This is a genomic window from Serratia sp. S4 (assembly GCF_000347995.1).
Lineage (GTDB): Bacteria > Pseudomonadota > Gammaproteobacteria > Enterobacterales > Enterobacteriaceae > Serratia > Serratia quinivorans.
In genome coordinates this window covers 450,410-464,703 of sequence record NZ_KB661120.1, presented here as the reverse complement: position 1 = coordinate 464,703, position 14,294 = coordinate 450,410, and the positions used below count along the sequence as shown (strand labels likewise).

The following is a 14,294-nucleotide window of genomic DNA, read 5'->3' as shown; positions in this document are numbered from 1 at the left end:
AGATGCAACTGACGTTTCTCGGCACCGGCGGTGCCCAGCAGATCCCGGTGTTCGGCTGTGATTGTCTGGTCTGTCAACGGGCGCGGCGCGAACCGGCATTCCGGCGCAGACCTTGCGGTGCGATGCTTAAATTTCAGGGGGAAACGACCTTGCTGGATGCGGGATTGCCGTCGTTGGAACGGCGCTTTTCGGCGGGGGAAATTCAACGTTTTTTACTGACACATTACCACATGGATCATGTACAGGGGTTATTTCCTTTACGCTGGGGCTGCGGAAATTTTATTCCGGTGTATGGCCCGGCCGATGAACAGGGCTGCGATGATTTGTTCAAACACCCGGGCATTCTGGCATTTCAGCCGCCGTTTACCCCCTTCGAAACGGTTGAACTGGGCGGGCTGCACATCACCCCGCTGCCGCTGCAACATTCGAAACTCACGCTGGGTTACCTGATCCAGACCGCAGGCAAATCGCTGGCCTATCTGACCGATACCGTCGGTTTACCGCCGGATACCGAGGCTTTTCTGCGTGCAGTAACATTGGATTTAATGGTGCTCGACTGCAGCCTGCCGCCTCAGCCGCAGGCTCCGCGCAATCACAACGATCTGACCCGCGCACGGGAAACCCAACAACGCTTACAACCCGGCCGCACTCTGCTGACACACATCAGCCATCATCTCGATCTGTGGCTGATGGACAACGAACTGCCTCCGGGTCTGGAGCTGGCGTTCGATAATCTCAGCGTGCACTGTGGTAACAATGCAGCCGATCGGATTCCAACACCTTAACACCCTGACCAGGGCTGAACGCCTGCTCCAACAGCGTCTGCGCCACGTCTTTGGCGGCAACCCCGCGCCATTTGCCGGGCAGCAATTTAAACAACGGCGCACTCAGGCGCTCCAGCAAACGTGGCGAGGAGCGCTCGCCCAACAGCATAGATGGCCGTACCAGCGTCAGGCGCGGCCAGTTCTGCTCACGCAGCGCCTGTTCCATTTCCCCCTTGGTACGGTTGTAAAGGAAGGTCGAACGCGTGCTGGCACCCAGTGCACTGACCGCCAGACAGTGCTGCGCACCTAATCGCCGACCGGTCAGCGCGCTTTCCACCACCAGGGTGTAATCGACGTAATGGAAATTGGCGTCGCTGCCCGCCTCACGCCGCGTGGTACCCAGACAGCAGAATACTATATCGATCGGCTGCTCCTGCTTTGTCAGCAGCGCGAACAGGTCATCACCCACCGGGTTATCCAATTTTTCATGCGCCGGCAGCGGCTTACGCGTTGGCGCCACGATCGCCGTGACCTGCGGATCGGCCTGCAGCAGGTGCAACAATTCGCGCCCCACCAACCCGGTAGCCCCTACCATAAATACCCGTGCCATATACCCTCCCGCCGATTGATCTGTCTGAAAAGTATAGTTTATTGCGTCAGGTCCGCGTCCAATGCAGTTTCGTGCCGAAGCCGAGGGTGTTGTCGGTCATTTTCACTTCTTGCAGACTCAGTTGCCATACCGGTGCTTTCATCACTTTGGCTATTGGGAAACGCTTGCAGTAGCGCGCGCGTGCAAGCCGCTCCTCGTCACCGCTCAGCATCACCGCTTCGGCGCGATACTGCACGCCGCGGATCAACGCGATGGTCTTCGGCTTTGGCGCTATGGTGCCGACCACCCGGCTATTTTGCAGCATCAATTCGCCGTGGCGGGTATGGGTCTCGGTCATTAGCCACAGTGCCATTTGCCCGGCATCAAAGACGTAAAAACAGTTGGCACACCACATGTCCATACCATTGCCGGCGCACAGTGTCAGCACATGCTGTTTGCTGAGGAAATGCGCAATTTGTTGCTGCTCTTCGGTCGTGTTCAACGTCAATTCTCCTTCCCTTTGCTCGCGTCATCTTACCTGCGTTGTTGAGGACGGTCACAAATAACGATAATGCCACCACTTTACGCAGATGATTAACCAATCACACATGGTGCATTTATATTCAAATAATGAATAAATGACCTTATAACATATAAAAAACAAATTAGATTTATCTGGGTGTTATGCGAGCAATTTAAATGCTTTTTTTTGTTACCGGCCCTACGCAGATAAAATTCAGCGCTCAATTCGCTGGTTTTTTATCAAACCATTTACATATCTAAAAAGCACCATTATTCATCTTTATGCACATCACTGCATAACAAGTGAATAATTATTTATCAATAACCCATATTACGTGACTGGCATCACATATTTAACTCTGCAGCACGTTAAAATAACGCCATCTTTTCACTCCATAAGGTGGATTAGAAATGGAAAACAACAATCGAAAAATGGCGCATATAAGACGCACAACCCATATTATGATGATGGCTCATCGTAGCTGCTTTAGCTTTGCCTTCTTTAACTTCAGATAACCCTCACCTCTCTCGTTGTTACTAAAAACAGCCTGTCACTATTACGTCTGAACTATTTTTCCTGACATATCAGGACGGATCCCTATTTTATTTTTCCGTGAAATAGCCGAAGTAAATTACTGTTTATAGTACACAAGACATAAAACAAAAATCCGAATGAACTCAGGCCTGCGATTAAGCATGACTGCGCTCTTCTCACGCCTTTATTTTAGTGAGGGCATTAGCGACAGGGCTATTAACCTGCCGGCGGGATGCCTTTGCCTGAAGAATGATTAAAATGAATAAATTAAAAATTGCCGCTAATAGCAAAACATTAAGTTGCTTCGAAACCACTCGCGAAGTTGTCGATGTACACCAGAGTGATTTTAATGATATTGCCGCCATCGTATTGTCGGTGGAGGATGTCACGCAAGGAATGGTGGCTCACCTCGAAGAGATCGGCCTGAATATCCCGTTATTCGTGGCGGTTTGCTGCGAAGAAGAGCTGGACAACGCCATACTGCCTGCCCTGCATGGCGTATTTGAACTCTGTGGCAAGAACACCCAGTTCTATGGCAAGCAGTTGGAAGCTGCGGCAGTAAAATATGAAAGCGAACTGCTGCCACCTTTCTTTAATACGCTGACCCAGTATGTCGAAATGGGTAACGCCACCTTTGCATGCCCTGGGCATCAGGGGGGCGAATTCTTCCGTAAGCATCCAGCCGGGCGTCAGTTCTTTGACTTCTTTGGCGAGACCCTTTTCCGTTCCGATATGTGCAACGCGGACGTCAAACTGGGTGATTTGTTGATCCATGAAGGCGCCCCCTGCGCGGCGCAGCAGCATGCCGCCAAAGTGTTTAACGCCGATAAAACCTATTTCGTTCTTAACGGCACCTCCGCCTCAAACAAGGTGGCAACCAACGCCCTGCTGACGCGCGGTGACCTGGTGCTGTTCGACCGCAACAACCATAAATCCAATCATCATGGCGCGCTGATCCAGGCGGGGGCGACACCGGTGTATCTGGAGACCGCCCGCAACCCGTTTGGCTTTATCGGCGGCATTGACGCGCACTGCTTTGAAGAACGCTACTTACGCCAGCAGATCCGCGAGGTCGCGCCGGAGCGCGCCAATGAAGCCAGACCTTTCCGCCTGGCGATCATTCAGTTGGGCACCTATGACGGCACCATTTATAACGCCCGTCAGGTGGTCGATAAAATTGGTCATCTGTGCGATTACATCCTGTTCGACTCGGCCTGGGTCGGCTATGAGCAATTCATTCCAATGATGAAAGACTGCTCTCCGTTGCTGCTTGAGCTAAACGAAAACGACCCTGGGATCATTGTGACTCAGTCAGTCCACAAGCAGCAGGCCGGCTTCTCGCAGACCTCGCAAATCCACAAGAAAGACAAACATATCAAGGGACAAGATCGCTATTGCAACCACAAACGCTTTAACAATGCCTTTATGCTGCACGCTTCCACCAGCCCGTTTTACCCGCTGTTCGCCGCACTGGACGTTAACGCCAAAATGCATGAGGGCAAAAGCGGCCGACGCCTGTGGAAAGAATGCGTTCGCGTCGGCATTGAGGCGCGCAAAATGCTGCTGGAGACCTGCAGCTTAATCAAACCTTTTGTGCCGGACCAAATCGACGGTAAAGCCTGGCAGTCTTATGATACCGAGACGATGTCCAACGATTTGCGCTTCTTCAACTTCATTCCCGGTGAAAAATGGCATGCCTTTGAAGGCTATGCCCAATCGCAGTATTTTGTCGACCCGTGCAAACTGCTGCTCACCACGCCGGGCATTGATACGGCAAGCGGTAACTACAGCGACTTCGGTATTCCGGCGACCATTCTGGCCAACTATCTGCGCGAAAACGGCATAGTACCGGAGAAATGCGACCTCAATTCGATCCTGTTCCTGCTGACTCCGGCCGAAGACATCGCCAAAATGCAGCATTTGGTGGCGCTGATTGCCCGCTTTGAAAAACATATTGAGCAAGATTCTTTAATTAGTGAAGTCTTGCCTGCGGTTTATAAAAACAATCAGCAGCGCTATGAAAATTATACCCTGCGCCAACTCTGCCAGGAAATGCACGATCTTTACGTGAGTTACGACGTTAAAGAACTGCAGAAAGAAATGTTCAGGAAGAGTTATTTCCCTCGTGTGGCAATGAATCCACAAGACGCCAACACCGAATTTGTCCGCGGCAATGTGGAATTAGTCTCTCTGGCGAAAGCCGAAGGCAGAATTGCCGCCGAAGGTGCCTTGCCTTATCCCCCAGGCGTATTGTGCGTTGTCCCAGGGGAAGTGTGGGGCGGTGCTGCACAGCGTTATTTCCTGGCATTGGAAGAAGGCATCAATTTATTACCCGGCTTCGCACCGGAATTACAGGGCGTGTATATCCAGCAGGATGAAGATGGCTGGAACCGTGCTTACGGTTATGTCATGAAAAATTAATCACCTTACAAGGCGGTGAATTTTATTCACCGCCCGGATCGCATTATAAAAGAGAGAATGATCATGAGTAAGTCCAATAATAAAATGGGGGTCGTGCAGCTAACGATCCTTACTGCGGTAAACATGATGGGCTCCGGCATAATTATGCTGCCCACCAAGCTGGCCGAAGTGGGTACTATTTCTATCGTTTCCTGGCTGGTTACCGCCGTGGGCTCGATGGCGCTGGCCTACGCCTTCGCCAAATGCGGCATGTTCAGCCGCAAATCCGGCGGCATGGGCGGATATGCTGAATATGCTTTCGGTAAATCGGGCAATTTCATGGCGAACTACACCTATGGGGTGTCGTTGCTGATCGCCAATATCGCCATCGCCATTTCCGCCGTTGGTTACGGCACCGAACTGTTTGGTGCCAACCTGTCGCCGCTGGGGATCTGTATAGCCACCATTGGCGTACTATGGCTGGCTACCGTCGCCAACTTCGGCGGGGCACGCCTGACCGGGAAAATCAGCGGCATCACCGTTTGGGGCGTGATTATCCCGGTGGTGGGGATCTCGATCATCGGCTGGCACTGGTTCAGCGGCAGCGCCTATATTGCCGCCTGGAACCCGCACTCGGTGCCGACCTTTGAAGCCATTGGCGCTTCTATCTCCATGACGCTGTGGGCATTTCTGGGCCTGGAGTCCGCCTGCGCCAATACCGACGTGGTGGAAAACCCGGAGCGTAACGTGCCGATCGCCGTACTCGGCGGTACCCTCAGCGCGGCAGTCATCTATATCGTTTCAACCAACGTCATCGCCGGTATCGTGCCGAATATGGACCTGGCCAACTCAACCGCGCCATTTGGGCTGGCGTTTTCCCACATGTTCAACCCAACGGTCGGCAAGATCATTATGGCCCTGATGATCATGTCCTGCGTCGGCTCACTGCTGGGCTGGCAGTTCACCATCGCCCAGGTGTTCAAATCCTCTGCCGACAGCGGCTTCTTCCCGAAAATTTTCTCCAAACTCAGCAAGGCCGACGCACCGGTCAAAGGCATGCTGACCATAGTCATGATCCAGAGCGTGCTGTCTTTGATGACCATCAGCCCGTCGCTGAATAAACAGTTCAACGTGCTGGTGAATCTGGCGGTGGTGACCAATATCATCCCTTACATTCTGTCGATGGCGGCACTGATCATTATTCAGAAAGTGGCGAAAGTACCGGAGAAAAAAGCGCGAATTGCCAACATCATTGCCGGCATTGGCGCACTGTACAGTTTCTATGCCCTCTACAGTTCCGGTGAGGAAGCGATGATGTGGGGCGCCATCGCCACCTTCCTCGGCTGGACTCTGTACGGTATGGTTTCACCGCGTTTCGAAATGGCGGGGAAAAAAGGCTAACGGTGATAAGCCATAGGCGGCCGGGGATGGGATTACGACGGGGAACATGCCATCATATTCCATCCCTGGCCACCAACGTTGCTGCTTATTCATGACGGAAATACTCCCAACCTGGCATCTCTACATGCTGCGCATGCCCAGCGGTATGCTGTATACCGGCATTACTACCGACGTAACGCGGCGGCTGGCGCAGCATCAGGCGGGCAAAGGGGCCAAGGCGCTACGGGGTAAAGGCCAACTGGTGCTGGCGTTTCACTGTCAGGCGGGGGATCGCTCAAAAGCGCTGAGACTGGAATATCGGGTCAAGCAACTGAGCAAAACGCAAAAAGAGAGGCTGGTGAGTCACCCGCCTCTTTCGTTGGATTATTTACTGCCGGACGTTGAGGTTAAAGCCGGTTAAACGGCTCGGAGTATTCCACCGCCCCGCTAACGTCAAGCAAGGCATCTTCCGCCAGTGGGTAAACCTGGAACGCGGCCTCGGTCTCTGGCCAGCGGCACTGCAGACCATAGGCAGCGGCCGGTTTAAAGCCAAAGCGCCCGTAGTAAGCCGGTTCACCCAGCACCACTACCGCGGCATAGCTGAACTCGTTCAACGCATCCAGCCCTTCGTATATCAGCTTTTCGCCCAGCCCCTGACGACGCAGACTTTCGTCCACCGCCAGCGGTGCCAGACCGACCCATTGACGATCCTCACCGGCCACGTCCACCGGGCTGAACGCGGCATAACCCACCACGCCGCCTTCGTCGTCGGTGGCGACAATGCCCAGCGTCAGCAGGCCGTCTTCGCGCAGTTGCTGCACCAGATCGGCTTCATCATCTCGCCCAAAGGCGCGACGCAGCAGGGCATCAATGCCTGCCGCATCTACCGGAATTTCCACGCGGATTAACATGTTGCCGGCACACGGGAAGTTTGCACCGTGCCCTCCTGCAGCCCTGCTTCCACAAATTCGGCCAGTTGCAGCAGGCCAATGCGCAACGGCGCAGGCATGGCTTCCAGCTCGATGGCGTCCATCAGATTTTTTACATACAGGCCCAATTCGGTGTCCCCTTCAATCTGCAGCCGACGCTGAAAGAACAGCGTATCGGGATCTTGCTTACGCGCTGCGATCAGAATCAGATCGTTGGCGTCGCCACTGAAGCTGACATCAGCTTCGGCGTGTTGGCTGACAACCAGTTTGTCGTTTTCTACCGTCATAAACCAGTGTAGCGCCAGATCGCGAATTTCGATCTTCAACCAGCGCGATTCGAGAAATTCCAGATCGCCATCTGCCAGCGCCTGACGAAATTGCCAGCCCAGTACCTGTTCCAGAAGCTGACGCTGCAAGGCAAACGGCGTGAATTTTAGCGGTACACGCAGCAACGACGGCCCCTGGCGCACAATGCGCGCTCTTAATTGTTCCAACACTGTCGTTCACTCCTTTCAACACAGATACGCTATTTTGCCACAGCGATACACGGCTGCCGCGCTCTATATCAACAAATAGTGCATTTCACCGCCAGCTTTATCAATACGCCAGAAGCTGCCTCAAATCAAAACCTGTTAAGTACGCTTTCACTAAAATTGCCTCCCGATTAGCGTTTGCCGGTGAAAGAGCCACCGGCAACCCTTGGAGTCAGGATAAATCTATGGAGCTGCTTTGTCCCGCCGGTAATCTGCCGGCCCTGAAGGCTGCGGTAGATAACGGTGCCGACGCCGTGTATATCGGCCTGAAAGATGATACCAACGCCCGCCACTTTGCCGGCCTCAACTTTACCGAGAAAAAGCTGCAGGAAGCGGTCGAGTATGTGCATCGTCATAACCGCAAACTGCATATCGCCATCAATACCTTCGCCCACCCTGACGGCTATGTCCGCTGGCAGCGCGCGGTAGATATGGCGGCGCAGTTGGGCGCCGATGTGCTGATCCTGGCCGATTTGGCGATGCTGGAATACGCCGCCGAACGTTACCCGCAGTTGGAGCGCCACGTCTCGGTGCAGGCGTCCGCCACCAACGAAGAAGCGATCCGTTTCTATCAGCGCCATTTCGATGTCAGCCGGGTAGTGCTGCCGCGCGTGTTGTCGATGCACCAGGTCAAGCAGTTGGCACGTACCAGCCCGGTGCCGCTGGAGGTCTTCGCCTTCGGCAGCCTGTGCATCATGGCCGAGGGGCGCTGCTACCTTTCCTCTTATCTGACCGGCGAGTCTCCCAATACCGTCGGGGCCTGCTCACCGGCGCGCTACGTGCGCTGGCAGCAAACGGCGCAGGGCATGGAGTCACGCCTGAATGGTGTGCTGATCGACCGTTATCGCGACGATGAAAATGCCGGCTACCCAACGCTGTGCAAGGGCCGCTATCTGGTCGATGACGTGCGCTATCACGCGCTGGAAGAACCCACCAGCCTCAATACGCTGGAGCTGCTGCCGGAACTGCTGGCTGCCAATATCGCATCGGTGAAGATTGAAGGTCGTCAACGCAGCCCGGCCTACGTGAGCCAAGTGGCCCGCGTCTGGCGCCAGGCCATCGACCGCTGCCAGGCCGACCCGGCCGCCTATCAGGCCGACGCCGGCTGGATGGAAGCCCTGGGTGCGATGTCAGAAGGCACTCAAACCACGCTCGGTGCTTATCACCGTAAATGGCAGTAGCAGGAGGAAACATGAAATACGCATTAGGCCCGGTGCAGTATTATTGGCCGAAAACCGAGCTCGAAGAGTTCTATCGGCAGGCGGTAAGCAGCAGCGCGGAGATTATTTACCTCGGTGAAAGCGTCTGCACCAAGCGGCGCGAGATGAAGGTCGGCGACTGGCTGGCGCTGGCGCAAGAAATTGCCCGCAGCGGCAAACAGGTGGTGCTCTCAACCCTGGCACTGCTGCAGGCACCGTCCGAACTGAACGAACTGAAGCGCTATGTGGAAAACGGGGAATTCCTGATTGAAGCCAACGATCTGGGCACCGTGAACATGGCGGCCGAGCGCAGCCTGCCATTTGTTGCCGGTCATGCGCTGAATTGCTACAACGCCTACACCCTGCGCCTGCTGCACCGCCAGGGCATGATGCGTTGGTGCATGCCGGTCGAGCTTTCCCGCGACTGGCTGACCAAACTGCTGGAACAGTGCGACGAACTGGGTTTCCGCCGGCAGTTTGAGGTGGAAGTCTTGAGCTACGGTCACCTGCCGCTGGCCTATTCGGCGCGCTGCTTCACTGCACGTTCGGAAGACCGTGCCAAGGATGAATGCGAAACCTGCTGCATCAAATACCCGCAGGGACGAGTGATGCGTTCGCAAGAACAGCAGCAGGTGTTTGTGTTGAACGGCATCCAGACCATGAGCGGGTACTGCTACAACCTGGGCAACGAGTTGACCAGTATGCAGGGGTTGGTGGACATTGTGCGTCTTTCGCCACAGGGCACCGAGACGCTGGCGCTGGTCGAGCGCTTCCGCGCCAATGAGCAAGGCACACAGCCGTTAACCCTCACCGATCGGGCCGATTGCAACGGTTACTGGCGGCGGGTTGCCGGGCTGGAGTTGGTGCCCTAATCAGACGGCCTGCCACAGGCAGGCAACGGAATGTTTGCAAGCCGGGTAAGCGTAATGCCACCCGGCCATTAAGCAGGCAGCAGCAACTACTCTTTGAAGAACCAGTAGCCCTGGTTCATCAGCTCCGTCAGCTCAGCCACAAACGCCGGGTTTTGCAGCGCATCGCCCAGTTCCTGCCGGCCCAGCTCGGTATAACGACACAGCGCATCGGCCGCGCGTGCGTCCACGGTGTCCAGACGCTCGCTGTTGATAAAGAAACTGTCGCCGATGTGCAGCACACGCAAGCCGCTCAAACGGGTCAGGGTTTCACCGTCCATCAGCGCCCTCAGCACCTCTTGCGCCTCATACGGCGGCTCCGCCATGGCGATATCCAGCTCATGACGCGGCGTGGTGGCAAAGCGGCCAAACCACTGCTTAAAGTCCTCCGGCTTGCTGATCATTTCGACCATCATTGTGCGCAGGCGCTCAAGCTCATATTCCTCTACCCGCCCCGGATGCTCACGCAGGGTTAAATCAGGATCGCTGTAGTGCACGCCACCGAGATCGTTTTCCAGTGCGTAGTCGGCAAAGCTGCTGATCAGGTCGCGGTCGTTTGGCCCACGGAAACCCACTGAATAGTTGAGCGCAGTTTCGTGGGTGAATCCGTCATGCGGGAAACCTGGCGGGATGTACAGGATGTCTCCCGGCTCCAGATCTTCATCAATGATCGGCTCGAACGGATCAACGTGCAGCAGCGCCGGATGCGGGCAGAACTGACGCATCGGTAAGGCATCGCCTACGCGCCAGCGACGGCTGCCCATCCCCTGAATGATGAATACATCGTAGTTGTCGATGTGCGGCCCCACACCGCCGCCCGGCACCGAGAAGGAGATCATCAGGTCATCCAGACGCCAGTCCGGCAAAACGCGAAACGGGCGCACCAGCTCGGCAGAAGGCGCATGCCAATGGTTAACGGCCTGCGCCAGCAAGGACCAGCCGGTTTCGCCGAGGTCATCGAAATGTTCAAACGGACCGTGGCTGGCCTGCCATTGCCCCCCTGTCTGGCTGACCAGACGGCTGTCAACTTCCGGCTCCATCGCCAGCCCCGCCAGTTCGTCTGGCGTGATAGGGTCAACAAAGTTCGGGAAGGCATTTTTCAAAACCACAGGTTTTTTCTGCCAGTATTTCTCTAAAAACTCGGGCCAGTTCAGGTTCAGTTGGTAAGCCATATCATCACACCAGTAAGAGGATCCACGGGCGTAATTATGCGAGAGCGCGGGCCTGCACACCTTGTTAAGGGTCAAGGAAACATGGCTTCAGGCCCCCGGAATTAACTTGCCCGTTTGCGGAGCAGGCTGCGCAGCGCCACGCTGTTACGCATGAACCCCACCCCGACACCCAGCAGGGTGTAAATAATCCCCAATACCAGCAACATCACTACATCCCCCCAGACTTCATTGAGCGACAGGCCCATTTGGTTAACCCCGGCAATGGCCTTGGTGGCCCAGGTGGAGGGGATACAGTAGGAAATCGCCCGCACCCAGGCCGGCATCGCCTGCAGCGGCCAGATGGTACCGGAGAGGTAGAATATCGGCGTGGTGATAAACGCCAGCGTCAGGTAGATCATTTCTACGCTGCGCAGGCATTCGGTGACCAGCTTGCCCAGCCCCAGTACCGCCAACAGGAACGGGAAGGTCAGCAACAAAATTTCTGCAATACTCGCCGTCTGACGATAGCCCAAGACCCACGGCCACAGTACAAACAGCACGATAGACAGGAAGAGCCAGATCGGTAGCAGCGCCGTCAGCCCGCCCAAATGGGCCGCCAACGGGGGCTTGCCGCCGGGGATGCTCTTCATGGCAATGCTGACGCGAACGCAGGCAATCAATAACGAGTGCTGTAACAGCATCACCAGCAGGCCAGGGAAGATGATCGCCGCAAAGCTGATGCCCGGGTTGAACACGTCCAGCGTTTGCCCTCGTATTGGCGTCAGGATCACCTGCGCCTGGCGTTCGCTGAAACCGCTGCGCAGCAGTAAGCCGTTGTTGTACTGGTTCAGCAGTTGCTGATAGGCCGCAACCACGTCCTGCTGGATCTGGCCGTTGGCCAGCCGGTTGGTGGCATCGCCGTAAACCGGCACCACGATATTTTGGCCGCTCAGGATCTTCTTCTCCAGATCCACCGGCATGATGATCACCGCGAACAGTTTACGCCAGCCGAGGTCACTTTTTGCCTGCTCGAGGCTGTCGTAAGTCACGATGGCAATCTTCGAGGTCGCGTCCAGTTGGCGGATCAATTGGCGGCTGGCGGTGCTGTGGTCCTGATCAATCACGCCGACCGGCAGATCCCACACCGTCCGGTTGGCATAGACCATGCTCATGACGCACAGCGACAGGATCAGCATCAACCACATCGGCCTCTCCAGCATGCCAAGCAGCACCCGGACGAAGGTTTGCCAGTAAATTTTCATCCCGCGCCCCCTTCCTTCAGCAGCCGCGGCAACAGCCGGTTACGCACCAGGAATGCCGTCACCAACGGGTAGACGGACAGTAATGCACAAACGCTGAAGATGGCACTGGCCGGCACCTGCCGCAGGAACACGTCAAACATCGCGTACAGCGCGTGGGTTAAGGGTTCAATATTGGAGATGATTCGCGCCGGCAACGGCATTGACAGTTCCGGTACCGCCATACCCGAGAAGGTCAGCGCAATACTGACCAGGATGGCGATCAGGCTGTAGGCGGTGATAATGCTGCTGGTAAAGGTAAACAGCAGCAGGCCGATGCTCTGCGCCGCCATCACGTAAAAGAAGGCTATCATCAGCATAAATAGTGGATTACCGCTGACGCGGGCGTCAAAAATACCCACCAGCGCGGCAATTTCAACCATCAGCAGGCTGGTGAAACACAGGGTGTATGGCGCCAATTTACCCAGCAGTGCCAGGCTGAATGGCCGGGCCTTCAACAGTGATTTGCTGCGCGCCAACACGTAGATCATGCAGGTCACCACAAACAGCTGCAGCAAATGGATAGTCGCGGCAAACTGCTGGTAATAAATATAACTGCCGCTGGCGTTGAATAGACTGCCGTACGACAGCGTCACGTCCGCCAACGGCGGCAGCGTCTTGCCCATCTCCGCGGCGATAATGCTGCGGTAGTTGGCATTGATTTCGGTCATCAGCCCGCTGAAATCCTGAGTGGAATACAGCCCGGCACCATAGAACAATGCGTTGTAATACATCACCACGCTCGGCTGCTTGCCCGCCAGCGCATTGGCTTCGAAGTCCGGCGGGACGTACAGCAACGCGTAATCCTGCGCACTACGCAGACGATACAGCGATTCATTCAGCCCGCCGTCATATAGCTCTACGTGAGCATGAGATCCGGCATCCAGTCGGCGCGTCAGCGACTTGGACAACGAGCTGTGATCGTTATCCACCACTGACACCGGCAGATCCAGCAAGGTCCCTTCCGAAAAGTTGCTGCTGACCAGACCAAACAGCATCAGCGGGAAAATCCAGCTCAGCCAGTGTATTACCGGGCTGCGGAAGGCGACGCGGCACTCGTTGTCAAACGCGTGACTGAAGCAGCGCCAACCGGCCCTTACTCTTTCCATAGCCATAAGCTGCTCATCCCTGGACGCAGGCCTTCCACCGGCTGTGACGGATACAGCCGCACTTCAAAGGTTTTCAGGTCGAAGTCACCGGTAGCGCGGGTGGCGCGTTTGGTGGCGTAATCGCCCAGCGGCGCAATATAACGCACCTCCGCTTCGATCATTTTGTCCTTCAGCGCCGGTACCCGCATCTGCACCTTATCGCCCTTACGCACATGAGCCAGAATGTCTTCACGCAGGTTAAAGACGAAGTAGGCATCCGGAACGCGGATCAGCGTCAGCAACGGGCTGCCGGCATTCAACAATTCCCCGACCTCCGCCGGGATCGGCCCGACTTCGCCGGCCACCGGGGCTAAAACCCGCAGGTCGTCAGTCTGAGCCTTCACTTGCAGCAGGTTTTCTTCTGCTGCCCGCAGCGCTGCGGCGTACTGTTGCCGCAGTTCGATACGGTCGCCATTTGTGCCTTCGTCCAGGTTGGCCTTGGCCGCCTGCACCTGTTGGAATGCGGTGTCACGCGCCCGGCGTGAGCTGTCCAGCTCGGACTTCGAAATATAACCTTTGCCGGAAACGCTCAGGTTACGGTTGTAGTCGTTCTGCGCGTTGCGGTATTGCGCCTCGGCCTGCGCCAGGTTGGCACGCAGATTACGGATGCTTTCTTCACGCGTGCCGTGCAGAGATTGGTCGAGCTGCGCTTTGGCTTCATCGCGCGACGCCTGGGCGGAACGAAGCTGGGCCATCAGTTCCGGGCTATCGAGCTGGATCATCACCTGTTGGGCTTTCACGTCGTCACCACGCTCAACCAGGCGTTCAACCACCCGTCCCTTGGCCTTGGAGGCCACGATCACCTCTGGCGCGTCCACTTCCCCCTGCAATAACAAATCCTGATTATGTGCCCGGAACAAGATCGCCATGGCGATCGCCACCACCATCAACAATAAGGTAAACAACGTCTTTTTTTTCATTCTCTCAGCTCCCTGAGC

At 55.8% G+C, this 14,294-nt stretch carries 15 protein-coding genes; 7 read left to right on the top strand and 8 right to left on the bottom strand.

The window, feature by feature from the left end:
- Nucleotides 1-2: 2 nt before the first annotated feature.
- Nucleotides 3-785 carry a phosphonate metabolism protein PhnP gene (phnP, locus tag SERS4_RS0102790; RefSeq protein WP_017891394.1) on the top strand — a complete coding sequence of 261 codons (783 nt, stop codon included), beginning with the start codon at nucleotides 3-5 and terminating at the stop codon, nucleotides 783-785.
- Here the strand turns inward: phnP and SERS4_RS0102785 are convergent.
- Together SERS4_RS0102785 and SERS4_RS0102780 are read right to left on the bottom strand one after the other, a co-directional pair.
- A complete protein-coding gene (locus SERS4_RS0102785; RefSeq protein ID WP_017891393.1) occupies nucleotides 736-1,374 on the bottom strand; it encodes an NAD(P)H-binding protein in 639 nt (212 codons plus the stop codon). The two genes, phnP and SERS4_RS0102785, sit on opposite strands and share 50 nt — an antisense overlap.
- A gap of 46 nt (nucleotides 1,375-1,420) precedes the next feature.
- The gene (locus tag SERS4_RS0102780) at nucleotides 1,421-1,855 is read right to left on the bottom strand and encodes a YhbP family protein (RefSeq protein WP_012004968.1); all 435 of its coding nucleotides are present in this window, start codon (nucleotides 1,853-1,855) and stop codon (nucleotides 1,421-1,423) included.
- Nucleotides 1,856-2,286: 431 nt separating this feature from the next.
- Between SERS4_RS0102780 and speFL the strand changes: the two genes are divergently transcribed.
- The 4 genes from speFL (at nucleotide 2,287) to SERS4_RS0102765 (ending at nucleotide 6,611) form a co-directional block, all read left to right on the top strand.
- Complete coding sequence (gene speFL, locus SERS4_RS26890) at nucleotides 2,287-2,391, top strand: leader peptide SpeFL (RefSeq protein ID WP_112363015.1); 105 nt, start codon at nucleotides 2,287-2,289, stop codon at nucleotides 2,389-2,391.
- A 277-nt stretch (nucleotides 2,392-2,668) separates the two neighbouring features.
- A complete protein-coding gene (gene speF, locus SERS4_RS0102775; protein WP_017891392.1) occupies nucleotides 2,669-4,831 on the top strand; it encodes an ornithine decarboxylase SpeF in 2,163 nt (720 codons plus the stop codon).
- A gap of 63 nt (nucleotides 4,832-4,894) precedes the next feature.
- On the top strand, nucleotides 4,895-6,211 hold the full coding sequence (potE, locus tag SERS4_RS0102770; RefSeq protein ID WP_017891391.1) for a putrescine-ornithine antiporter: 1,317 nt from the start codon (nucleotides 4,895-4,897) through the stop codon (nucleotides 6,209-6,211).
- A gap of 91 nt (nucleotides 6,212-6,302) precedes the next feature.
- Complete coding sequence (locus SERS4_RS0102765; RefSeq protein ID WP_026142167.1) at nucleotides 6,303-6,611, top strand: GIY-YIG nuclease family protein; 309 nt, start codon at nucleotides 6,303-6,305, stop codon at nucleotides 6,609-6,611.
- Here SERS4_RS0102765 and SERS4_RS0102760 read toward each other — a convergent pair.
- Together SERS4_RS0102760 and SERS4_RS0102755 are read right to left on the bottom strand one after the other, a co-directional pair.
- Complete coding sequence (locus SERS4_RS0102760) at nucleotides 6,598-7,101, bottom strand: GNAT family N-acetyltransferase (RefSeq protein WP_017891389.1); 504 nt, start codon at nucleotides 7,099-7,101, stop codon at nucleotides 6,598-6,600. The genes SERS4_RS0102765 and SERS4_RS0102760 overlap by 14 nt on opposite strands.
- Entirely contained in the window at nucleotides 7,095-7,616 is a 522-nt protein-coding gene (locus SERS4_RS0102755; protein WP_012004963.1) for an SCP2 domain-containing protein, read from the bottom strand. The genes SERS4_RS0102760 and SERS4_RS0102755 overlap by 7 nt, the downstream gene beginning before the upstream one ends.
- A gap of 221 nt (nucleotides 7,617-7,837) precedes the next feature.
- Between SERS4_RS0102755 and SERS4_RS0102750 the strand changes: the two genes are divergently transcribed.
- Both SERS4_RS0102750 and SERS4_RS0102745 read left to right on the top strand, forming a co-directional pair.
- Nucleotides 7,838-8,833, top strand: a complete 996-nt coding sequence (locus SERS4_RS0102750; protein WP_012004962.1) for a peptidase U32 family protein — start codon at nucleotides 7,838-7,840, stop codon at nucleotides 8,831-8,833.
- A gap of 11 nt (nucleotides 8,834-8,844) precedes the next feature.
- Complete coding sequence (locus SERS4_RS0102745) at nucleotides 8,845-9,723, top strand: U32 family peptidase (protein ID WP_017891388.1); 879 nt, start codon at nucleotides 8,845-8,847, stop codon at nucleotides 9,721-9,723.
- Nucleotides 9,724-9,809: 86 nt separating this feature from the next.
- Here SERS4_RS0102745 and SERS4_RS0102740 read toward each other — a convergent pair whose 3' ends face one another.
- The 4 genes from SERS4_RS0102740 to SERS4_RS0102725 form a co-directional block, all read right to left on the bottom strand.
- Complete coding sequence (locus SERS4_RS0102740; protein WP_017891387.1) at nucleotides 9,810-10,931, bottom strand: cupin domain-containing protein; 1,122 nt, start codon at nucleotides 10,929-10,931, stop codon at nucleotides 9,810-9,812.
- 101 nt (nucleotides 10,932-11,032) lie between these two features.
- Complete coding sequence (locus SERS4_RS0102735; RefSeq protein ID WP_012004959.1) at nucleotides 11,033-12,172, bottom strand: ABC transporter permease; 1,140 nt, start codon at nucleotides 12,170-12,172, stop codon at nucleotides 11,033-11,035.
- The gene (locus SERS4_RS0102730) at nucleotides 12,169-13,323 is read right to left on the bottom strand and encodes an ABC transporter permease (RefSeq protein ID WP_017891386.1); all 1,155 of its coding nucleotides are present in this window, start codon (nucleotides 13,321-13,323) and stop codon (nucleotides 12,169-12,171) included. Before SERS4_RS0102730 ends, SERS4_RS0102735 begins: the two co-directional genes overlap by 4 nt.
- Nucleotides 13,305-14,276 (bottom strand): HlyD family secretion protein, encoded by a 972-nt coding sequence (locus SERS4_RS0102725; protein ID WP_017891385.1) that lies wholly within the window; start codon nucleotides 14,274-14,276, stop codon nucleotides 13,305-13,307. The genes SERS4_RS0102730 and SERS4_RS0102725 overlap by 19 nt, the downstream gene beginning before the upstream one ends.
- Nucleotides 14,277-14,294 lie beyond the last annotated feature (18 nt).

What these genes read in the sequence shown, in the direction of transcription:
- SERS4_RS0102785 (WP_017891393.1), bottom strand. Translation starts at nt 1,374, where the DNA reads ATGGCACGGGTATTTATGGTAGGGGCTACCGGGTTGGTGGGGCGCGAA.
- speF (WP_017891392.1), top strand. Translation starts at nt 2,669, where the DNA reads ATGAATAAATTAAAAATTGCCGCTAATAGCAAAACATTAAGTTGCTTC.
- SERS4_RS0102750 (WP_012004962.1), top strand. Translation starts at nt 7,838, where the DNA reads ATGGAGCTGCTTTGTCCCGCCGGTAATCTGCCGGCCCTGAAGGCTGCG.
- phnP (WP_017891394.1), top strand. Translation starts at nt 3, where the DNA reads ATGCAACTGACGTTTCTCGGCACCGGCGGTGCCCAGCAGATCCCGGTG.
- SERS4_RS0102735 (WP_012004959.1), bottom strand. Translation starts at nt 12,172, where the DNA reads ATGAAAATTTACTGGCAAACCTTCGTCCGGGTGCTGCTTGGCATGCTG.
- SERS4_RS0102745 (WP_017891388.1), top strand. Translation starts at nt 8,845, where the DNA reads ATGAAATACGCATTAGGCCCGGTGCAGTATTATTGGCCGAAAACCGAG.
- speFL (WP_112363015.1), top strand. Translation starts at nt 2,287, where the DNA reads ATGGAAAACAACAATCGAAAAATGGCGCATATAAGACGCACAACCCAT.
- SERS4_RS0102725 (WP_017891385.1), bottom strand. Translation starts at nt 14,276, where the DNA reads ATGAAAAAAAAGACGTTGTTTACCTTATTGTTGATGGTGGTGGCGATC.
- SERS4_RS0102760 (WP_017891389.1), bottom strand. Translation starts at nt 7,101, where the DNA reads ATGTTAATCCGCGTGGAAATTCCGGTAGATGCGGCAGGCATTGATGCC.
- SERS4_RS0102740 (WP_017891387.1), bottom strand. Translation starts at nt 10,931, where the DNA reads ATGGCTTACCAACTGAACCTGAACTGGCCCGAGTTTTTAGAGAAATAC.
- SERS4_RS0102730 (WP_017891386.1), bottom strand. Translation starts at nt 13,323, where the DNA reads ATGGCTATGGAAAGAGTAAGGGCCGGTTGGCGCTGCTTCAGTCACGCG.
- SERS4_RS0102765 (WP_026142167.1), top strand. Translation starts at nt 6,303, where the DNA reads ATGACGGAAATACTCCCAACCTGGCATCTCTACATGCTGCGCATGCCC.
- potE (WP_017891391.1), top strand. Translation starts at nt 4,895, where the DNA reads ATGAGTAAGTCCAATAATAAAATGGGGGTCGTGCAGCTAACGATCCTT.